Origin of the sequence: Micromonospora phaseoli (genome assembly GCF_900109115.1) — a bacterium.
GTDB classification, from domain to species: Bacteria; Actinomycetota; Actinomycetes; order Mycobacteriales; family Micromonosporaceae; genus Micromonospora; species Micromonospora phaseoli.
The window spans coordinates 62,899-83,109 of sequence record NZ_FNYV01000013.1; the positions used below are offsets into that span (position 1 = coordinate 62,899).

Here is a 20,211-nt window from a genome sequence, read left to right on the forward strand (position 1 = left end):
GCGGAGCCTGACCGCCTGCGCCCCGGCACCGTCAACGGCAGGCGGCGTCCATCCGGTGGACCGGGCGTACCCGTCGTCCCAGCCCTTCCAGCAGCGAGTCCTCGACGTGGAAGTCGTGGATCCGCAGCTGGTGCCGGGGCAGCTCCTCCTCCGAGGGGCAGAGCACCTGGCCGCGTACCTGCTCGACCGGCACGTAGCGCACCCCACCGCGCTCCTGAAGGATCACCATGTTGACATCGTCGGTGGTGACCACGTGCCCACGGATCTCCTCGGTCGCCTCGGCGGAGGTGCCGACGGTGGTCACGGTGAGCGGCAGCACCGGCGTGCTGATCACCGGCAGCGCCGCCCACGCCAGCACCACCAGCACCGCGAGCTGGGTCACCGAGGCGAGCGGCCGGATCACCACCCCGGGCAGCGGCCCGGCGACGAAGAGGGCCAGCAGCGGCGGTACGACCAGCAGCAGGATCGGCAGCGTCGCCCCCTCCCGCCAGGCGATGCGCAGCGTCGGCAGGAGCAGCCACAGGTAGCCGGCGTACCCCGCCGCGACGATCAGAGCGCGCACCACGGGGTGTTCGTGCAGGCGTTCCGGGCGGAGCTGGAACGCCGCGGCCAAGGTGGGCAGCAGCAGTGGTAGGTACAGCAGCGGCCAGGTGACCAGGGCGATCAGGAAACTCGCCGTCACGAACCAGCTCGGCGTGATCTCCATCCACCGGGCCAGCAGCGGCCGGCGGGGCATTCCGTGCGCGCTGGCGGCGAGCACGCCGCCGAGTGCGAACACCGCGACCAGCACGGTGGAGAGCAGGCGGGCCGCCGTGGTGAGGAAGCCGGCGAGCAGGTTGACCGGCCCCACATTGGCTACCAGCAGCAGCGTCGTCTGCAGCTCACCGCCGGCCTCCACGCCGAGTCGCAGGACCGAGAAGATCGCCGGTACGCCGACCACGGCCGTCCAGAACGACTGGCTGGCCCGCGCCCGGCGCTCCACCTGGTCCCAGCCACCGGCCGCCGTCCCGGTCGGCTCGGCGGACGGTGGCCCGACGTCGGTGGCGGGTTCACTGCGAGTGGTCGCCGCCGCCGTGCTCATCGCTGGGGCACCTTGTCGTCGAAGTCGACCAGCTCCGGCACGTCCAGCGGCGGCGGCTGCCGCTTCTCGACCCGCAGCCACGGCCCCAGCGTCCGGTTGTAAGCGGTCTGCCATGGGCTGGCTTCCCCCTTGAGCCCCTGTTGGTAACTCTTGTGCAGGAAGTACGCCACCAGGTCGCGCAGCGCCGGGTCGCCGATCGGCACGCCCACGCCGAGCAGTTCGCTGGTGCCGAACGGCATGTCGACGATCTCGAAGTCCTTGGGGTGGCGGGCCATGAAACCGGCGAGGATCGTCAGGTCGGAGCTGACCGCGTCGTACCTGCCGGCCCGGATGCCCTTGACGCAGTCCCGGACGTCCTTGACCACCAGCATCGGGACCTGGTGTTCCTCCAGCTCGGCCTCGCTTGTCGAGCCGCCGCTGGTGCAGATCTTGTACTTCGGGTTGCGCAGGTCCTCGATGGTGCGGATCGTGTCCCGGTGTCGGGTCGGGATCAGCACCTCCTGCGTGGTGACGAAGTACGGCCCGGCGAAGCTGACGTGCTTCTTACGATCCTCGGTGATGGAGAAGCTGGAGACGACGAGGTCGACGATGCCGCCCTGGAGGGCGGGAATCCGGTCCTCGGTGGACACGCTGACGAACTCGATGCGGTGGTCGCCCACGTAGCCGAGGGAAGCGGCGATGTAGCGGGCGATCTCGACGTCGAAACCGACATGGACGCCGTTGCGTACCTCGCCCATCAACGGCTCGTCCTCCGCCACTCCGATCCGCAGGACGGGCTGGCCCCAGATGTGCGACTCGCGGAGCTTCTCCTGCACGGAGGGCAGCTCCGGCTCCTGTCGGCTGTCACAGCCGGCCGCCGCGCCGAGCAGCAGCGTCAGCGCCACGGCGGCGGTGGTGGCGACCGAGCGGTACCGGAACCTGGAAACGCTTTCGCCCACTGGCCACCTCGCTACGTGTCGGAGTCCATACGACACCGACAGTAATAACCGCTGTCCAGAGGGGCGGAACAGCCTCAGCGGTCGGTGAGGTTGATCAGCGACAGTAGATGGGCGACCAGGGTGACAGGGACACCGAAGGCGGGGACGAGGCTCATCGGCAGGGTGGACATGAGTCCGGTGTCGACATCGGCGAGCAGGACACCGGCCGGGCTGGCCGAGTAGAGGACGCCGAGGGCGACGGCCAGGAGGAGATCGGCGATACCCACGGCCGTCCACACGACGAACAGTCGGTCGGCGCGATCGACCACGAAGAGCGCCACCAGCGGCGCGGTCAGCCCGATGGCCACATCGCCGAGGCCGGCGGGCAGGGCGAAGCCGGCGGGCAGGGCGTCGACGGCGGCGAGCGCCAAGAACGCCAGTCCGGCGACCCGCCAGGTCTGCAGGAGGGTGAGGAACCGTAGGTCGATGCCGCGGGCCCAGGCGCGGAATCGCGACGAACGCAGACCGAGGATGAGCACGACGAGCGGCGGGGCACCGGCGGCGAGCGCGAGGACCACCGGCGGCTCTCCGGGTGGCGTACGGAAGGCGCCCAGGGCGCTCGCGGCGAGCGCGGCACTGAACCAACCGGCGGCGATGACCGCGGCCGGGGTGGACCTCCAGGGAGACCGGGTACGTGTTGGTGCCGCCATCGCCCCTCCAGTTACTTTTGTTTTGCAAGCGACTGTAGGGGCGTAGCTTGTACAGTGCAAGTGACCAGGAGGTGCGAATGCCATCGGCCCGGAGCCCGGCACCCCGCTCGGACTGCGCGATCGCCGGCACGCTGGATCTCGTCGGCGACAGGTGGTCCCTGCTCATCGTGCGCGACCTGCTGTTCCGAGGCGACCTGCGCTTCGCGGACCTGGCAGCCTCAGCCGAGGGGGCACCGACGAACACACTCACAGATCGACTGCGCCGACTGGAAGAGTGCGGGATCCTCGCTCGCCGCCCCTACAGTGAACGACCCCGGCGGCACGAATATCGACTGACCGAGCGCGGCCGGGACCTCGCCCCGGTCCTGGACGCCATCGCGACCTGGGGAACCGCTCACCTACCCGGCACCCGACGGCTCGACGGCGGGTGAACCGACGCCTGGCGTGATGACCCATTCACGCTGCGTGTAGATGTTGTCTACTGTTTCGGATCCCGCCCGCGACCACCGTTGACAGATCGGCAATCTCCGACATTCTGGACGGGTGAGACGGTTCCCCGGACCTGACGCACGGACCGTGGCGACGGTCGCGGCGCTCGGGGCACTCTGGCTGCTGATCGTGCTGATCGCCGGGCGCCGACAGGACCTGCTGGGCGTCGCCATGGCCCTGCTCTGCGTCCTGCTCGCCACCGTCGCAGGTGTGGCCGTGACCGCCGCCCGGCAGCGCGACGCCGACGGCCGACCAGGTCCGGGTGGGCCCTCCGTCCACGCGGCGGTCGAGCCGCCCGGCGTCGACGCGGACACGCTGGAGACACTGGGCGACCGTGAAGCGATCCGTGCGATGCGGGACCGTCACCGCCGCGACGACCGCAGCCGCTGACCAATCGCACGGCGACGCCGGTCGGGGGCGGTCAGCCGCTGGTCAGAGTGGGTGAAGCCAGCCCATCGAGGCCCCGCCCGGCCAGGCACCGGTAGGTACGGTCGATGTCGCCGTCGGGCGGCGGCAGCACCTCAAGATTCCAACCGGCCGTCTGCCGCAGCCCGCTGAACCTCTGGAACGTCCCTTCGTTGCAGACCCGGCGCACCGCCGGATCCGCAACGATCTCGTCGTGGCCGGCATCGACCAGTGCGGCGGGCAACTGCCCCTGGGCGTAGCTCTCCCAGGTGTGCCGGGCATCGCAGGGCACCCGGCTCGCCTCGGCCCGCTGGCCACGCACCTGCACCGGCCCGAAGCACTCCAGCTCCGGCGCGCACTGAGCGCCGTCGGGCAGCGCCCCCGGCAGGGTGGCACAGCCCGGACGGAGCACGCCGGTCGCCGCCGGGCGGGCCGGAAGGGTGGGCTGCGACGACGGCACACCACCGGCTGCCCAGGCGCCGACACCCGCCGACGCGGCGAGCGCCACCACGGCCGCGGCACCCAGGAACCAACGTCGCCGGCGGTGACGTTCGGTGGAGCTCTCCGTGGGGGTCGCCGCAGCCTTCCCTGGGTGGCCGGCGGCATTGCCGGTCGGTGCGCCCATGCCAGCGGGCGTCGGGGTGTCCAGCGACAGATTGGTGAGCAGGTCGCGCAGCTCCGCGGCGGAGGGCCGGTCGCCGGGATCGTTGGCCATGCCGGCGCGCAGCACGTCGACCAGCCCTTCGGGGATGCCCGGCAGGTTGGGGATCGGCTGGTGGAACATCTCCATGACCGTGACCAGGCTCGGATTGCGCTCGGCCTGCCAGCGGGGCGGTCGCCCGTGCATGACCGCGTAGAGGGTGGCGCAGAGTGCGTACACGTCGACGGCCGGCGACGGCGGGCTGTGGCTGAACATCTCCGGCGGCGCGTACGCCGGAGTGAGCACCTCCAGAGCGACGGACGCGTCCCGCATCTCGGCGACCACGGCCAGCCCGAAGTCGGCCAGCACCGCCGAGTTGAAGTGCGAGTGCAGGATGTTGGCCGGCTTCACATCGCGGTGCAGCACGCCGGCGGCGTGCGAGTGTGCGATCGCATCCGCGATCTTGATGCCCAGGTCACGGGCCTCGGCGGCACCCAGCGGCGAGTTCCGCATCCGCTCGGCGTACGACCCGTCGCAGAGTTCCATGATCAGGTAGGGGTGCTGGTCGATGGTCACCCCGACGTCGAACAGGTCGACCACGTGCGGGTGGGACGACATCCGGCCGGCCGCGCGCGCCTCGCGCAGGAAACGCGCCTGGTCCCGCTCGCTGACCAACGTCCGGTTCTCCACCTTGACCGCGACCTCACGACCCACCGAGATCTGGGTGGCGCGGTAGACCGTGGCGTAACCGCCCCGGGCAAAGACCTGCAAGTCGGTCAGACCGGGCACGATGGGCGTCGGCAGGGCGCCGGGCGGGGTGTCGGTCACAACTTCGAAAATACCGAATGGGGCCGGCGGCTCAGCGAACCGCATCGGTGGCCGGTCCCACGCCCGACGTCTCGGCGCCGCTCCGGTCGCCCGGCAGCGGCTCGTCAGCGGTCGATCCGGCACCGCCCGAAGCGCTACGGCGGGCGTCCCACCAGAGCCCGGCAGCGGTGGCCAGCGCGCCCACGCCCTCCCAGGCCGCCACCCCGAAGAACCCGCCCGGTGCGACGTCGGCCAGCACCGCGAGGGTGAAGACCGTGAACGTCACCAGCCGGAAAACGACCGTGAAGCGGTAGAAGGCGCGCCATTCGGTGGCGGTGGCCAGCAGGTAGTAGACCCCCATGTTGAACGAGGCCATCGACGATGCCGTCACGAACACACCGGTGTGGTCGCCGGGCGCGCGGGTCTCCGGAATCTCGAAGCCGATCATCCGCAGCAGCGCCTCCGGCCAGAGCAGGCCGACCGCGCCCATCACCAGCGCCAGCACGCCGAACACCGCGATCGTCCAACCCGCGACCGAACGCGGCAGCCTCATCTGAGCCCTCCCCATCGACGGCACGACCGTCGACGTCGACGGCCGCGTGCAACTGCCACGCTAGCGGCCGCCCCCGACATGCCACATCCCCGAAACCGCCAGATCCGCATTGGTCACGCATCGACCGGACGAATCAGGCCGCACCGACCGCCGGACGGTCAAGGTAGACCCGGCAGGCGCGGGAGGAGGAGTCAGCCGGGGATGCGCAGCCGGGTGTGCAACGCCTCGGCGGCGGCCCGCTCGCTGCGCTGCTCGGTGGCGTACGCCAGGCGAACCGCATCCTCGGCGCTGGCCAACGCCTCCGCCGCTCGCCCGCAGGCGGCCAGCGCCTCGGCGAGGACGCTCATCGCGATCACCTGGCTGCGGACGTCCTCGGCCGGCAGGTTCACCGCCCGACGGGCCCAGTCCAGCGCCTGCTCCCGCTGCCCGTGAGCGAGCAGGGCCGAGGCGTAACGCGCCATCGACTGCCGACGGGAGAAGAGCAGCGACGGCGTGGTGGCGGCCGCGGTGGCGACCGGGGCCAGCAGGCCGACCGCCATGCCGGAGTCGCCGGCCGCCAGCCGGGCCGTCGCCAGCAGCACCCGGGGGGCCACCTGTGCGGGCGCCTGCGGGTTGTGCGGCTCCACGCTGGTCAGCACCGCCCGGGCGTCCCGCTCGGCGGCGGCCACGTCACCCATGTCCAGGGCGACGAAGCCACGCAGTGTGCCGGCCATCCCGGTGAGCAGCGGATGGGCCGTCCGGTGGCCGTAGGAGAGCGCGTCGGTGAGCAGGTCGGCGGCGTGCTCCGGCTCACCCAGCCCTCGGGCGACCACGCCGCGGACCACCAGCGCGAAGCCCTGCCCCCAGTCGTCGGAGGCGGCGGCGAAGTCCCGGTAGGCCCGCCGGGCCTCGCGGTCGGCGTCGACCAGCTCACCCAACTCGGCATTCGCGTACGCGTCGACGGCCCGCAGGGTGCCGACCGCCCACGCCTCGCCGACCCGCTCGCCGAAGGGCAGGAAGATCCGGGCCAGTCGACGTGCCTCCCGCAGCCGGCCGGCGAGCAGCCGGGCGAAGGCGGTGGTGCCGCGCAGCCACGCCCGGCCATACGGGTCCTTCAGCTCGGCGAAGAGCCGGGCGGCCCGGCCGAGCACCGCGTCCGTGCCGGCGAAGTCGCCCCGGGTGGTGGTCACCCAGGCCAGGTTCTGCAACGACCACGCCTGCCCTCGGCGGTCCCGCACACCCAGGCTGACCTGGTAGGCGGCGGCGAGCCGACTGCTCGCCTGGCCCAGCCGCCCGGCCAGGAAGTCCGCCATGCCGAGCCGGCGCATCGCCGACGCCCGCAGGGCCGGCAGCTCGGCATCGGTGGCCACCTGCAACGCCTCCCGCCAGCAGGACTCGGCCCGCCGCAGGTCGCCCATCGCCTGCTGGGCCTGCCCGGCGAGCAGCAGCGCACCGGCCCGGGTCGCCGCGTCCCCGGCGTTGGCAGCGATCTTCTCAGCGGAGGCCAGCGCGTCGGCGGCCCGCCCGACCTGCAACAACGCCCGGGCATGGACCACCCGGTCAACCGCCGGTACGCCGTCGCGGGCCAGTTCGGCGGCGCGTTCGGCGTACTCGACGGCGAGTATCGGCTCACCCGCGTGCAGTGACCGGCGGGTGGCCCGACCGAGCGCGGCGACGCCCAGCGGCGCGACCGCTCGGGCCGGTGCGTCCGGACGCAGCGTGACCGCGTCGGCCAGCACGGTGGCCCGTTCGACGTGCTCGGCCACGAAGTCGTCCCGGGCCGCCTCACTGAAGCCACCTGGGCCACTCGCGACGGCGACCGGGCCGCTCGGGGGCCCGACCGGGTCGGCGGGACCAGCTGCCGGAGCCGCCCAACGGGCCAGCGCGGCGTGCCGCTCGGCCAGCTCCGCCTTGCTGATCCCGGAGTACGCGGCCTCCCGCATCAGCGGCGTGGCGAACGCGTACCCGCTGCGGGTGCGGTGCAGCATCCGGCGTTGCAGCAGCTCCTCGACCGCGCGCTCCAGCTCGACGGCGGCGACCGCGGCCGGGCGGCCGTCCCGGCCGGACCGCTGTTCCCGCAGCGCCTCCAACGCGCCGTCGGGCACCGTGTCACCGACCACCGCGGCGTCCCGCAACACCGAGCGCGCCTCGGCGGGCAGCGCGTCGATCCGGGCGGCCAGCACCGCCGCGAGATCACGGGAGAGCAGCCGGCTGCCCAGTGAACCGGGGGCCAGCCGCCAGTTGTTGCCCATGCCGGCGGTGAGCGCGCCGCGCTCCATCAACAGGGTGATCAGCTCGGCCAGGTAGAACGGGTTGCCCTGGGCGGTGGCGAGCAGACGGTCGGTGTCGGCCTGGGCCAGTCGCCCACCGCCGAGGTAGCTGGTCAGCAGCCGGGACGCGTCAGCGCCGCGCAGTGGCGGCAGCGGCTGCACCTCGGCGTCCGCGACCCGGGCCAGGGTGCCGGCGGTCCGGACGAGCTCGGGCCGGCCGAGCAGCAGCACCAGTACCGGCCCGGTGAGCCGGGACAGCGTCACCTCCAGCGCCCGGATGGTCTCGGCGGTGGCGTCGTGCAGGTCGTCCACCACCATCACCAGCGGCGCCTCCTCGGCGAGCGCACTGAGCAGGTCGGCCACCGCGTTGGGCACCGCGTCGGCGTCGACCGACGGCTGGGCGCTGCCCCACTCACCCTGGTCGGTGGGGCTGCCGGCGGGCAGTTCGGCGTACCCGAGCAGGGCCAGCAACTGGTCGACGGCGACTGGTGCGGGTTCGGTGCGGGCGCGGCTGAGCCGCTGCCCGAGCCGGCGCAACCGCTCCTCGACGGCCGGGCGGGTGACCGCGGTGGCCGCGTCGTTGGGCAGGCCCGTGGCGGCCCGCACCAGGTCGGCGAGGGGTGCGAGCCGACGACGCTCGCCGAACGCGGCGCAGCGTACCGAGAGGACCCGCGCTCCGGTGTGCGCGGCGTACCGCCCGGCACCCACGTCGTAGCCGGCGGCGAGGCGTTCCACCTCGGCGGCGAACCGGGACTTGCCGATGCCCGCCTCGGCGGTCATCAGCAGCACCCGGGGCTCACCGCGGTCGATCACCTCGGCGAGCCGGCCGGCAACCCGACCGATCTCGGTCTCCCGACCGACGAAGGGCGCCTCGTCGCCGAGACCGGAGCGGGTGCCGGGGGCGTCCAGCAGACCAAGCAGCTCGTACGCCTCGACCGGCTCGCGCTTGCCCTTGAGCCGCAGCGGACGCAGCGCCCGCCAGCTGGCCACGTGCCGGGTGGCTGCGGCGGTGCGCCCCCCGGCGTAGACGGCACCGACGGCGGCGGCGTCGGCCAGCCGAGCGGCGGTGTTCACCGTGTCACCGATGACGGTGTACTCGATGGCGGCCTGGATGCCGGCGATCACGTCGCCGGTGTTGAGCCCGACCCGCAGGCCCAGCGGCGCACCGCCGCCCCGCTCGTCGTCGAGCACCCGGCGGACCGCCCGCTGCATGGACAGCGCCGCGCGGACGGCCCGCTCGGCGTCGTCCTCGTGGGCGACCGGGGCACCGAAGACCGCCATGATCCCGTCGCCGGTCAGCTTGTCGACGTGCCCGCCGAAGGTCTTGACCGCCCCGGCGAGGGCGGCGAGCACCCGGTCGGTGACCGCGCCGACGCGTTCCGGGTCGAGGTCCTCCGACCAGGAGGTGAAGTCGGACAGGTCGCCGAAGAGCACGGTCACCACCCGGCGCTCGGCGGCGGGCAGGGTCGCGGCGGCCGGCAGCGCGGCGCCGCAGTTGTGGCAGAACCGGGCGCCGGGCACGGCGACGGTTCCGCACACCGGGCAGGTCACGGTCGGTCCAACCTCGCGTCGCCGCCGTCGGATTCCCGGCCCAGGTATTCCAGTTGGGCGCGGACGGACCACTCGGCCGCCCACCACAGCGACCGGTCGACATCCGCGTAGACCCTGGCGACCACCTCGGGCGCGGTCCGGGCGCCCTCGTCGAGCGCCGAGCGGACCTGGTCGAGGCGGGCGCGGCGGTGGGCGAGGTAGAAGTCGGCGGCGGCACCGCAGTCGGCCAGCGCCGGGCCGTGGCCGGGCAGCGCCGGGATCCCCCGGTACGTGGCGAGCAGTTCCAGGCTGGCCAGGTAGTCGCCGAGGTGGCCGTCCGGATGGGCGACCACGGTGGTGCCGCGGCCCAGGATCGTGTCGCCGGTCAGCACGACCCGCCGACCGTCGTGCTCGACCAGGAAGCAGACCGAGTCGGCGGTGTGCCCGGGGGTCGGCACGAGCCGGATCGTCAGGCCGTGCCCGTCCGGGGCGGCACCGTCGAGCGCCGGGCCGCCGATGCTGTACGCGGGGTCCGCCGCGCGGACGGGCACCCCGTCGAGCAGCTCGTGCAGGCGCGGAGATGCCTCGGTGTGGTCCCCGTGCCCGTGGGTGATCAGCACCAGGCCGATCGGGCCCCACGCGGCGATCGCCGCCAGGTGTCCCTCGTCGGCTGGTCCGGGATCGACCACCACGCCGTGCGTCGCGCCCGGCGCGCGCAGCAGCCAGGTGTTGGTGCCGTCCAGCGTCATCGGCCCGGGGTTCGGCGCACGCAGCAGCGTCACCCACTCCGGCAGTTCGCTGGCGAGGGCGGTCACCGCCCCCGTCACATGCCCTCCCATGGCTGCGATCGTACGACTCCCCGGGCGAGCCTCCGCGATCTTGCAGTTCTGGTCGCCGATTCGCCCCTGTTAGGGCTCTTCGTCCCGACGAGAACTGCAAGATCGCGTAGCTGGCTGCGAGGTCCGGGGTCAGGAGACCTCGACGATGACCTCGATCTCGACCGGGGCGTCCAGCGGGAGTTCGGCGACGCCGACGGCGCTGCGGGCGTGCCGGCCGGCCTCGCCGAAAACCGTGCCGAGCAGGTCCGAGGCGCCGTTGACGACACCGGGTTGGCCGGTGAAACCGGGTGCGCTGGCAACGAAGCCGGTCAGCTTGACGACCTTGACCACGTTCTCCAGACCGACCAGCGAGTCGACGGCAGCCAGCGCGTTGAGGGCGCACCGCTGGGCGAGCTGCTTGGCCTGTTCGGCGGAGACACCGGCACCGACCTTGCCGGTGGCCAGCAGCTTGCCCTCGGCCATCGGCAGCTGCCCGGAGACGTACACGTGCTGCCCGGACTGAACCGCCGGCACGTAGCTCGCCACCGGCGGAACCACCTCCGGCAGCTCCAGCCCCAGCTCCGCCAGCTTTCCGTGCGGTCCGTTGGTCACGAAACTCACGCCTTCGGTCGTTTGAGGTAGGCGACGAGCTGTTCCGGGTTCGGTCCGGGTACGACGGAGACGAGTTCCCAGCCGTCCTCACCCCAGTTGTCGAGGATCTGCTTGGTCGCGTGGACCAGCAGCGGGACCGTGGCGTATTCCCACTTCTGCATCGGTGGAGGGCTCCCTCGGTGACTTGGACACTTCGGGGCACAGCCTACGGTCCACCGCCCGTCCGGGATGCGGGACGCTACTCGGACGCGGGCAACTGCTCGGCGGCGTGCCGCTGCTCCGGCGCGGGCGGCAACTCCCCGCAGGGGCCGGAGTGGTTGTAGGGCTGGGGGCAACGCGAGCGGCCGGGCAGCAGCAGGTCGCAGAAGACCCGGTGCCGGTTGTTCTGGTCGTCGGCGGTCGACACCTCGGTCTCACCGGCGTCCAGTTCGAGCAGGAAGTTCAGCGAGGTCGCCACCCGGCCCGCCAGGGCGGTCGCGGCGGCCAGGTCGGTCACCCGGATGGGCAGGTGGATCACGTACCCGGGGCCGTCCTCCTCTCGCCCGCCGGCCGGTTCGACGTTGGTGACCGGCTCGACGGGACGCCGGTACGACCGCTCGTTGACCGGCAGCCGGCCGGAGGAGTCACCGCCGACCGTCCGGCTGCCCCGTTGTGGCCCGGCCGGGAACTGGGCTCGAGGGGTGTTGTCCGTGTCGCGCATGTGCTGCCTCCCGGCGTAGTACCTGGTCACGACGTTGCCCACCGATCCGGGACCCCCACGCCCGGCCCGAGCCGGGCGTGCCGGAGCGACCGTAGGACCGGCGGACCGGTCCCATCAACAGGACGCGCACGCCTGATGGCATTCGGTCACATTTGCGACACCCGAGCAGCGGAAAGCTGCTCGCGGTGGCCGCACGGGAGACACCGGGCCCTCCGCAGCGGGGCCGGGGACCGTTACCCTTCCGGTCTGGACGGGCGCCCAGCCCGGCCACCCGATCCCACGCTCACCGCCTCCGCGCGGTGCTGCGCCGCACCCCGGGGGACCGATGACCCAGCCACCCGTCGGCGGCCCGACCGGCCCCGCCGACCTCCCGCCGGCCGACCGGCCGGCCCAGTCCTCCGCGCCGGCCGCCCCGGCCGGCGGCCACGATCCGTCAGCCCCTCCGCCGCACACCGGCTACCCGCCGTACCCGCCGCCAGCGGCTGCTCCGCGCCGACGGGGAGCCCTGCTGGCCTCGATCGCGCTGGTCGTGGTGCTGCTGCTCTGCGCCGGTGGCGGCGTCGCCGCCTTCCTCACCCTGCGCAACACCGAGTCCGGCGAAGGTGCGCAGGATCCGTCGGTGGCGGTCGACGACTTCCTCACCGCGATCTACCAGGATCGGGACGCGGCCAAGGCGGCCGATCTGGTCTGCACCGCCGCCCGCGACCAGGACAAGATCAGGGCGAAGGTCGCCGAGGTCGAGGAGTACGTCTCGACCCACCAGAACCCCCGGTTCCGGTGGGACACCCCGACGGTGGACAACGAGACCGGTGACCGGGCGACCGTCACCACCACCGTGACGGTGACCACCGCCGACGAGAAGATCGCCGACCAGGACCTGCGCTTCACCGTGATCCGTAAAACCGGCTGGTGGGTCTGCGAGGTCGGCTGACCTCGCCGGATGGATAGGCTCGACGGGTGGGAGCAGCGCAGCGCCCGGCTGACCGGGCCGGCAACGATTGGCCCGCCCGCCTGCACGTGGTCACCGGCAAGGGGGGCACGGGCAAGACCAGCGTGGCCGCCGCCCTGGCACTGGGCCTGGCCGCCGGTGGCCGGCGCACCCTGCTGGTCGAGGTGGAGGGGCGGCAGGGCATCGCGCAGCTCTTCGGCACCGAGCCGCTGCCGTACGCCGAACGGCACCTGGCCGACGCGCCCGGCGGTGGTGAGGTCTGCGCGCTCGCGGTGGACGCCGAGGAGGCGCTGCTCGAGTACCTGGACATGTTCTACAAGCTCGGCGCGGCCGGCCGGGCACTGCGCAAGTTCGGCGCGATCGACTTCGCCACCACGATCGCCCCGGGCCTGCGTGACGTGCTGCTCACCGGCAAGGTCAAGGAGGCCACCACCCGCACCGCCGGCCAGCGAAGGGTGTACGACGCGGTGGTGCTGGACGCCCCACCCACCGGCCGGATCGGGCGCTTCCTGAACGTCACCGCGGAGACGGCCCGGCTGGCCAAGATGGGCCCGATCAAGACCCAGAGCGAGGGGGTCTCGGCGCTGCTGCGCTCACCGATGACCGCGGTGCACGTGGTGACCCTGCTGGAGGAGATGCCGGTGCAGGAGACCGTCGACGCGATCGCCGAACTGACCGCGCTGGGCTTCGGGGTGGGCCGGGTGATCGTCAACGGCACCCGGGCGCCGCAGCCGGCGGGCCGGTTGGTCACCGAGGCGGAGTTGGAGCGGGGGTTGCGTGCCGCCGGACTGCCGGTCGACCAGCGGGTCGTGACCGGGCTGCACGAGGAGGCCCGCGACCTGGTCATCCGCCGGAAGCTGGAGGATTCGCTCCGCGCCGACCTGGTCGAACTGGGCCTGCCCATGATCGAGCTGCCGCTGCTGCCCGACGGGGTGGACCGTGCCGGTCTCGATGTGCTCGCCACCGCGCTCGTCCGCGGCGATTGACTCACACCTCACCTCGGCCAGCCGCGCGGAGCCGGTCGGCCCGATACGCTCGATTGGTGCCTTCCGAGAATGCCGCGCCGACGTTGGACGTCGACCAGATCCTGGCCGACCCGGGCGTCCGGATCGTGGTCTGCTGTGGGGCCGGCGGAGTGGGCAAGACGACCACGGCCGCCGCGCTCGCGCTGCGCGCGGCGGAGCGGCACGGCCGCCGCACGGTGGTGCTCACCATCGACCCGGCACGCCGGCTGGCCCAGTCGCTCGGTCTGACCGAGCTGGACAACACGCCTCGGCAGGTCAAGGGCATCGACGTCGAGGACAGCGGTGGCGAGCTGCACGCCATGATGCTCGACATGAAGCGCACCTTCGACGACGTGGTGTTGCAACACACGGACCCGACGAAGGCCGCGGAGATCTTCGGCAACCCCTTCTACCAGGCGATGAGCTCGACCTTCGCCGGTACGCAGGAGTACATGGCGATGGAGAAGCTCGGCCAGCTGCACGCGCGGGGCGAGTGGGATCTGATCGTGGTGGACACTCCGCCGTCGCGCTCGGCGCTGGATTTCCTCGACGCGCCGGCCCGGCTCTCCCGTTTCCTCGACGGCCGGATGCTGCGGCTGTTGCTCGCTCCGGCGCGGACCGGCGGGCGCAGCATGTTCAGCCTGGTGACCGCCTCCTTCGGGATGTTCTCCCGGGTGGTGCAGAAGGTGATCGGCACGCAACTGCTGACCGACCTGTCCGGCTTCGTGGCCGCGCTCGACTCGATGTTCGGCGGGTTCCGGCAGCGGGCTGAGCAGACGTACCGCATCCTGCAGGCGCGGGAGACGGCGTTCCTGCTGGTCGCCGCGCCGGAGTCGGACGCGGTCCGGGAGGCCGCCTACTTCGCCGGCCGGCTGCGCGAGGAGAAGATGCCGCTCGCCGGCCTGGTGCTCAACCGGGTGCACCGTCCGGCGGTGTCGGCGCTGGACGCGACGGCCAGCCGCGCCGCCGCCGAGCGGCTGGCGTCGGTCGGCGGCCACGAGCGCACCGTCGAGGTGTTGCGGGCACACGCGGCCCTGGCCGAGCAGGCGGTACGTGAGCAGCAGGTGGCCGCTCGGTTCACCGAGGCGTTCCCGCAGGTGCCGGCCGTTGCGGTGCTGGCGCAGCCCGCCGACGTGCACGACGTCGACGGGCTGCGGACGATCGGTGCGGCGATGAGCCGCTCCTGACCGACGACCGGTGCGGCGATGAGCCGCGACTGACTCAGCCGGTCAACTGCCGGCGGCAGCCAGGATCTTGTCCTGGCCGGTCTTGTCCTTGGCGTTCTTCTTCATCGCCGCCTCGAACATCTTCCGCCAGCTGGTGACCTGCGGGTGGCGGCGCAGCAGCGCGCGGCGTTCCCGTTCGGTCATGCCACCCCACACGCCGAACTCGATCCGGTTGTCCAGCGCGTCGGCCAGGCATTCGTACCGAACCGGGCAGCTCCGGCAGATCCGCTTCGCCACGTTCTGCTCGGCACCCTGTACGAACAACGCGTCCGGGTCCCCGTTCTGACACGCCGCCAGCGACGGCCAGTCAGTGATCATGCCCATCTGTACACGTCCCCCCTTGCAGTACTACCGACGCCGTCGCCGGCCAGCCGGCAATCCCCCCGGTCGTCCGGCACGCCTTACCCCAAGGCGGCACGGACGACATGGCGCTGTCGCCGCCCCCATCATGCTCTGTAGTCGCCCGATTACGCAACGTTGTCGGCCAAATCCATCATTTCGGACAGTCCCGGCTTCTCGGGCCAGGGACCGCCGCTTACCCCACCGGGGTCCGGGAAAACGCTGCGGGCTGCCTCCGCAAGGAGGAAACTCGGCACGGATCCACGCAACCAGACACCCGGTGCCACGCGTCTAGCACAACGAGGACGGCGCGCGCAGGAAATGGGGAAAAGACGCCCCAGCGCCCCTCGTTACCTGTTCGCGTACCCTGTCGAGGTGACCTGGATGCGGAAACGTGACCACAACGTACTGACCAACGCCGCATCGCTGCTCATCTGTGGGCTGCTGGCCGGCGTGGTGGTCGCCGCCGCGGCCTTCCCTGCGGTGGCGATGTCAGGCCTGGCCGCGAAGGCCGGCGCGGAGACCTTCGGCGCCCTGCCGAAGGAGCTGACGGTGTCCCGCGCACCTCAGATCAGCTATCTGCTCGCGTCCGACGGCAAGACACCACTGGCCACCATGTACGACGAGAACCGGCGCGACGTGAAGTTCGACGACATCTCGGAGAACATGCGCAACGCGATCATCGCCGCCGAGGACCACCACTTCTACAAGCACAACGGTGTCGACCTCAACGGCGTGGCCCGGGCCTTCGTCAACAACAGCGCCGCCGGCAACGACCGGCAGGGCGCCTCGACGCTGACCATGCAGTACGTCCGGATGGGCATCGCGTACTCGGCGACCCACCCGGCCGACGTGCTCGCCGCGACCGAGGACACCAGCGCCCGCAAGCTGCGCGAGATGAACTACGCGCTGCAGATCGAGAAGACGCTCAGCAAGGACCAGATCCTGGAGAGCTACCTCAATCTCGCCGCCTTCGGCAACGGCGCCTACGGCGTCTACGCCGCCAGCCAGGTCTACTTCAACAAGCCGCCCAAGGACCTGAAGATCGAAGAGGCCGCCCTGCTCGCCGGTCTGGTCAAGGCGCCAACCTCGTTCGACCCGACCACCAAGACCGGCTACCAGCAGGCGGTCCCCCGACGGAACTACGTCATCGACCACATGGTCACGATCGGGGCGATCACCAAGGAGCAGGCCGAGAAGGCCAAGGCCGTCAAGCTGGTGGTCAAGGGCAAGCGGGCGCCGAACGGCTGCGTCGCCGCCAACAAGAACGCCTGGGGCTTCTTCTGCGACTACTTCTACCGCTGGTGGATGTCGCAGGCGACGTTCGGCTCGACCTCGTACGACCGGGAGCGGCTGCTCAAGAGCGGCGGCTACACGATCATCACGACGCTGGACAAGCAGGCCCAGAACGGCGCCGACAAGGCCGTCCGGGCCGCGAAGCCGGTGGACTCCAAGGAGGCCGCGATGATCGCGGTCGTCGAGCCGGGCACCGGCCGGGTGCGGGCGTTGTCGGTCAACCGGAACTTCAAGCTCGACAACCCGGACAAGCCCAAGAACAAGCCGCACAGCGACCCGGTCCAGCGGGACAAGGGCAAGCGCGGCAACTATCCGAACACGGTCAACCCGCTGCTGACCGGCGGTGACGGGATCACCGGCTACCAGGCCGGCTCGGTCTTCAAGATGTACACGATCGTGGCCGCGCTGGAGAAGGGCATCCCGCTCAGCTACACCTTCAACGCGCCGCAGCAGTTCAAGTCCGAGTACATCATCGACCGGGGCAACCCTGCCGCCTGCGACGGGACGCACTTCTACTGCCCGACCAACTCGGGCCTCAAGGCCGGCGGCGTACAGAACATGTGGAGCGCCTTCTCCGCCTCGATCAACACCTACTTCGTGCCGCTGCAGCAGCAGGTCGGCGCGGAGAACGTGGTCGACGTGGCCAAGCGCCTCGGCATCCAGTTCCGGCAGAGCGAGGACGCGAAGTTCGCCAACAACAAGGAGGCCGCGCACCAGTGGGGCGCGTTCACCCTGGGCGTCTCGCAGGTCACCCCGCTGGAGCTGGCCAACTCGTACGCCACCCTGGCCGCCGACGGCAAGTACTGCGAGCCGATCCCGGTGCAGGAGATCCGCGACCTGGACGGCAACAAGCTGGACGTGGCCAACCCGCGTTGCGAGAAGCGGTTCAGCACCGAGGTCGCCCGGGCGGCGGTGGACGCCGCCCGCTGCCCGGTCGGTGACAACTCCTCCACCAGCAAGTGCGGCGGCAGCCGCACCGCCGCACAGACCAAGTACATCGTCGACGCACCGGTGGCCGGCAAGTCCGGCACCACCGACTCGGAGAAGACCGCCGCGCTGGTCGCCATGACCAAGCAGTACGCGGTGGCCGGCATCATGGCCGACCCGGACTGGCCGCAGACCAACGTCAAGATGAAGCACAACCGGCCCGACGGCATCAACCCGCCGGTCTGGAACACGCTGCGCGACGCCATGAAGGGCAAGAAGCGCATCAACTTCGACGCGCCCGGCCAGAAGATCTCCCTGGGTGACCAGCGCAGCATCCCCGGCGTCCGGTGCGTCTCCGTCGAGCAGGCCAAGTCGCGCATCTCCGGTGCCGGCTTCGAGCCGATCGTCTCCAGCAACCGGGTCACCTCGGACTGCCCGGCGGGCACCGCCGCCGGCACCAGCCCCAGCGGTCGCACCATCAAGGGCGGCATCGTGACGATCCAGCTCAGCGCTGGCAACGGCAGCAGCGGTCGGCCGGGCAACGGCCCGTCGTCCGGTCCGCCCAGCAGCCCCGGTCGGCCGCCGGACGACCGTCCCGGCGGCTGATCGCCACGAGTCCGACACGAACGAACGGGCGGGCACCCCACCGGGTGCCCGCCCGTTCGTCTGTCAGCAATGGCCGATCCTCGGCGGCGGCCGCGTCGAACGGGCGCGCTCCCCGGGTCCGGGAGCGAGCCGGGCCAGGCCGCCGACGAGCAACGGCCATCCGGAGTTCGTGCTGGTGGTCTCGTGCCGTCCCAGCCGTCAGAGGCCGAGCTGACGGCGTACCTCGGCGGCCACCCGGCCGCCCTCGGCCTGACCGGCCGCCGCAGCCTGGGCCGCCTTCATCGCCGGGCCCATCTGGGCCTTGCCGGTGAAGCCGCCGGCGGCGAGCGCCCCCGCCACCAGCTCGGTCAGCTCGGCGTCGGAGAGCTGCTTCGGCAGGTAGCGGTTCAGCACCTCACCCTCGGCGGTCTCCTTGGCGGCCTGCTCGGCGCGGCCCGCGTCGGCGAACGCGGTGGCGGCCTCGCGGCGCTTCTTGGCCTCCTTGGTCAGCACGGTCAGCACCTCTTCGTCGCTGAGCTCGCGCTTGGCCTTACCGGAGACCTCGGCCGTGCCGATGGCGGCCAGGGCCATCCGCAGGGTGGAGGTGGTCAGCTCGTCGCGGGCCTTCAGGGCGGCGCGCATGTCGACGGTGAGGCGGTCCTTCAGCGTGCTCATGGACGGTCAAACTACCCTGATCGGCATGCGAAAGCGCACACTATTCCGGCTCGCGACCGCAACCGTGGCGACGGGCGCCGCCGCCCTGGCGTACGCGTCGCTCATCGAGCGCAACATGTTCACCCTCCGCCGCTTCGACGTGCCGGTGCTGCCGACCGGCACCGAGCCGCTGCGCGTGCTGCACCTGTCGGACCTGCACATGACCCCCAACCAGGTACGCAAGCAGCAGTGGGTCGCCTCGCTGGCCGCCCTCGACCCCGACCTGGTCGTGGTGACCGGGGACAACATGGCGCACCCGGGGGCGGTGCCCGGTGTGCTCCGGGCGCTGCAACCGCTGCTCGACTACCCCGGGGCGTTCGTCTTCGGCTCCAACGACTACACCGGGCCGGTCTGGAAGAACCCGCTCAGCTACTTCCTGCCCGACCGGGAGTACACCGAGGGCGTCGAACTGCCCGCGGAGGAGCTGCGGGACATCCTCACCGGGGCCGGCTGGGCCGACCTGAACAACCGGCGGGTCACGGTAAAGGCCGGCGGCCGGGCGATCGACATGGCCGGCGTTGACGACCCGCACGTCGAGCGGGACGACTACGCCTCGGTCGCCGGCCCGATCTCGTCCGAGGCCGACCTCTCCATCGCGCTCACCCACTCCCCCGAGCCGGCGCTGCTCGACGAGATGGCCGCCGACGGCTTCGGCCTGCTGCTGGCCGGCCACACCCACGGCGGCCAGGTCTGCGTACCGGGGGTGGGTGCGCTGGTCACCAACTGTGGGCTGCCCAGGTCCATGGCGAAGGGCCTGCACCGCTGGCCCGGCTCGGACTCCTGGCTGCACGTCTCCGCCGGGCTCGGTACGCACCCGACCGCCCCCGTCCGCTTCGCCTGCCCGCCGGAGGCCAGCCTGCTCACCCTGATCCCCCGCTGACCCTGTTGATCAACGAGGTACCAAGTTTGACCGTCGGGACGGGTGGGCTACTATTTGTCGGCACGCCTCGGGGTGTGGCGCAGCTTGGTAGCGCGCTTCGTTCGGGACGAAGAGGTCGTCGGTTCGAATCCGGCCACCCCGACCGAGGGCAGAGGGCACATCCGATCGACGGATGTGCCCTCTGGTGTTTCCGTACAACGCCATCCCACGGTCGGGCGTCGCTGGTCCGGGGCGTCCAACCGACCTGCTGCGCCGCCGCCGGGCCGAGGGCTGTCGAGTTGGCCCGGGTCGCCGCCGCCGTCGAGTTGGGGCGACGGGTCCGACGCGATCGGGCGGCATGAGAAGGCGATTGGGCGGTACGGATGGCGGTGGCTGCCCGGCTACGCCGCCGTGCGGTGCACGTCGGCACGTTGCGCGGTAGCCTCGGGTGGGTGCGGATCATCGCGTTCCTGGCCGTCACCATCATCGTGCTGACCGCGATCCTCCTGGTCGCCGTGGCCATGACGGCCGCGGCCAAACGCCGAAACCAGGTGTCGCAGATGTCCGCCCGCTGGGCGGTGCGTCACTACGCCATACCAGGGCGCGGGCACACCGTCGTCGGGGTCGCCCTGACCGACGCGGACGGCCGGATACACGGTGAGCACGTGGTCGCGCGCATCCAGGATGACGCTCAGGACTGGCAGCGCGACTTCATCGTGGCCCGGCAGGAGGCCGAGGAGCGGGCGTTCCACCTCAACATCGACCGCCCTCCGTCGATCGAGGGCTGAAGCCGGCCCGGCC

20 protein-coding genes and 1 tRNA gene are annotated in these 20,211 nt (G+C 71.9%); 9 read left to right on the plus strand and 12 right to left on the minus strand.

What is annotated here, in order from left to right; translation table 11 throughout:
- Window positions 1-31 precede the first annotated feature (31 nt).
- The 3 genes from BMY89_RS25710 to BMY89_RS31145 form a co-directional block, all read right to left on the minus strand.
- Window positions 32-1,081, minus strand: coding sequence for a hypothetical protein (locus BMY89_RS25710; RefSeq protein ID WP_092382656.1), 1,050 nt, complete (start codon window positions 1,079-1,081; stop codon window positions 32-34).
- Entirely contained in the window at window positions 1,078-2,019 is a 942-nt protein-coding gene (locus tag BMY89_RS31140) for a transporter substrate-binding domain-containing protein (RefSeq protein ID WP_232521543.1), read from the minus strand. The genes BMY89_RS25710 and BMY89_RS31140 overlap by 4 nt, the downstream gene beginning before the upstream one ends.
- A gap of 74 nt (window positions 2,020-2,093) precedes the next feature.
- The gene (locus BMY89_RS31145; RefSeq protein ID WP_139218010.1) at window positions 2,094-2,708 is read right to left on the minus strand and encodes a hypothetical protein; all 615 of its coding nucleotides are present in this window, start codon (window positions 2,706-2,708) and stop codon (window positions 2,094-2,096) included.
- A gap of 77 nt (window positions 2,709-2,785) precedes the next feature.
- On the opposite strand from BMY89_RS31145, the gene BMY89_RS25720 reads away from it, so the two are divergent.
- Window positions 2,786-3,139 (plus strand): winged helix-turn-helix transcriptional regulator, encoded by a 354-nt coding sequence (locus tag BMY89_RS25720; RefSeq protein ID WP_092382657.1) that lies wholly within the window; start codon window positions 2,786-2,788, stop codon window positions 3,137-3,139.
- 112 nt (window positions 3,140-3,251) lie between these two features.
- Entirely contained in the window at window positions 3,252-3,587 is a 336-nt protein-coding gene (locus BMY89_RS25725) for a hypothetical protein (RefSeq protein ID WP_139218011.1), read from the plus strand.
- Between the two features lie 31 nt (window positions 3,588-3,618).
- On the opposite strand, the gene BMY89_RS25730 is transcribed toward BMY89_RS25725, so the two are convergent.
- From BMY89_RS25730 to BMY89_RS25760, 7 genes are all read right to left on the minus strand, one after another.
- On the minus strand, window positions 3,619-5,070 hold the full coding sequence (locus BMY89_RS25730; RefSeq protein WP_092382659.1) for a serine/threonine-protein kinase: 1,452 nt from the start codon (window positions 5,068-5,070) through the stop codon (window positions 3,619-3,621).
- Window positions 5,071-5,101: 31 nt separating this feature from the next.
- Window positions 5,102-5,602: a hypothetical protein gene (locus BMY89_RS25735; RefSeq protein ID WP_092382660.1), complete on the minus strand. Its 501-nt coding sequence runs from the start codon at window positions 5,600-5,602 to the stop codon at window positions 5,102-5,104.
- 191 nt (window positions 5,603-5,793) lie between these two features.
- Window positions 5,794-9,402, minus strand: coding sequence for an adenylate/guanylate cyclase domain-containing protein (locus tag BMY89_RS25740; RefSeq protein WP_092382661.1), 3,609 nt, complete (start codon window positions 9,400-9,402; stop codon window positions 5,794-5,796).
- Window positions 9,399-10,220 carry an MBL fold metallo-hydrolase gene (locus BMY89_RS25745; protein ID WP_092382662.1) on the minus strand — a complete coding sequence of 274 codons (822 nt, stop codon included), beginning with the start codon at window positions 10,218-10,220 and terminating at the stop codon, window positions 9,399-9,401. Before BMY89_RS25745 ends, BMY89_RS25740 begins: the two co-directional genes overlap by 4 nt.
- A 129-nt stretch (window positions 10,221-10,349) precedes the next feature.
- On the minus strand, window positions 10,350-10,811 hold the full coding sequence (locus BMY89_RS25750; protein ID WP_092382724.1) for a RidA family protein: 462 nt from the start codon (window positions 10,809-10,811) through the stop codon (window positions 10,350-10,352).
- A gap of 5 nt (window positions 10,812-10,816) precedes the next feature.
- The gene (locus BMY89_RS25755) at window positions 10,817-10,972 is read right to left on the minus strand and encodes a Sp36 family protein (protein ID WP_013736319.1); all 156 of its coding nucleotides are present in this window, start codon (window positions 10,970-10,972) and stop codon (window positions 10,817-10,819) included.
- Between the two features lie 77 nt (window positions 10,973-11,049).
- Window positions 11,050-11,511, minus strand: a complete 462-nt coding sequence (locus BMY89_RS25760; protein WP_092382663.1) for a hypothetical protein — start codon at window positions 11,509-11,511, stop codon at window positions 11,050-11,052.
- A 325-nt stretch (window positions 11,512-11,836) separates the two neighbouring features.
- Between BMY89_RS25760 and BMY89_RS25765 the strand changes: the two genes are divergently transcribed.
- Genes BMY89_RS25765 through BMY89_RS25775 form a run of 3 tightly spaced genes read left to right on the plus strand, consistent with a single transcriptional unit; the run spans window position 11,837 to window position 14,651 of the window.
- Window positions 11,837-12,442: an Rv0361 family membrane protein gene (locus BMY89_RS25765; protein WP_092382664.1), complete on the plus strand. Its 606-nt coding sequence runs from the start codon at window positions 11,837-11,839 to the stop codon at window positions 12,440-12,442.
- A gap of 26 nt (window positions 12,443-12,468) precedes the next feature.
- Window positions 12,469-13,446, plus strand: a complete 978-nt coding sequence (locus BMY89_RS25770) for an ATPase BagA (protein WP_092382665.1) — start codon at window positions 12,469-12,471, stop codon at window positions 13,444-13,446.
- 53 nt (window positions 13,447-13,499) lie between these two features.
- On the plus strand, window positions 13,500-14,651 hold the full coding sequence (locus BMY89_RS25775; protein ID WP_175510424.1) for an ArsA family ATPase: 1,152 nt from the start codon (window positions 13,500-13,502) through the stop codon (window positions 14,649-14,651).
- Between the two features lie 42 nt (window positions 14,652-14,693).
- Here BMY89_RS25775 and BMY89_RS25780 read toward each other — a convergent pair whose 3' ends face one another.
- Entirely contained in the window at window positions 14,694-15,014 is a 321-nt protein-coding gene (locus tag BMY89_RS25780; RefSeq protein WP_092382667.1) for a WhiB family transcriptional regulator, read from the minus strand.
- Between the two features lie 399 nt (window positions 15,015-15,413).
- Between BMY89_RS25780 and BMY89_RS25785 the strand changes: the two genes are divergently transcribed.
- Window positions 15,414-17,858 (plus strand): penicillin-binding protein, encoded by a 2,445-nt coding sequence (locus BMY89_RS25785; RefSeq protein WP_092382725.1) that lies wholly within the window; start codon window positions 15,414-15,416, stop codon window positions 17,856-17,858.
- 198 nt (window positions 17,859-18,056) lie between these two features.
- Here BMY89_RS25785 and BMY89_RS25790 read toward each other — a convergent pair whose 3' ends face one another.
- Window positions 18,057-18,512: a GatB/YqeY domain-containing protein gene (locus tag BMY89_RS25790; RefSeq protein ID WP_092382668.1), complete on the minus strand. Its 456-nt coding sequence runs from the start codon at window positions 18,510-18,512 to the stop codon at window positions 18,057-18,059.
- Window positions 18,513-18,537: 25 nt separating this feature from the next.
- On the opposite strand from BMY89_RS25790, the gene BMY89_RS25795 reads away from it, so the two are divergent.
- The 3 genes from BMY89_RS25795 (at window position 18,538) to BMY89_RS25805 (ending at window position 20,198) form a co-directional block, all read left to right on the plus strand.
- A complete protein-coding gene (locus tag BMY89_RS25795; RefSeq protein ID WP_092382726.1) occupies window positions 18,538-19,431 on the plus strand; it encodes a metallophosphoesterase in 894 nt (297 codons plus the stop codon).
- Window positions 19,432-19,499: 68 nt separating this feature from the next.
- Window positions 19,500-19,573: transfer RNA gene (locus tag BMY89_RS25800), tRNA-Pro, on the plus strand.
- A gap of 289 nt (window positions 19,574-19,862) precedes the next feature.
- Entirely contained in the window at window positions 19,863-20,198 is a 336-nt protein-coding gene (locus tag BMY89_RS25805; protein ID WP_139218012.1) for a hypothetical protein, read from the plus strand.
- The last annotated feature ends 13 nt before the right edge of the window (window positions 20,199-20,211 follow it).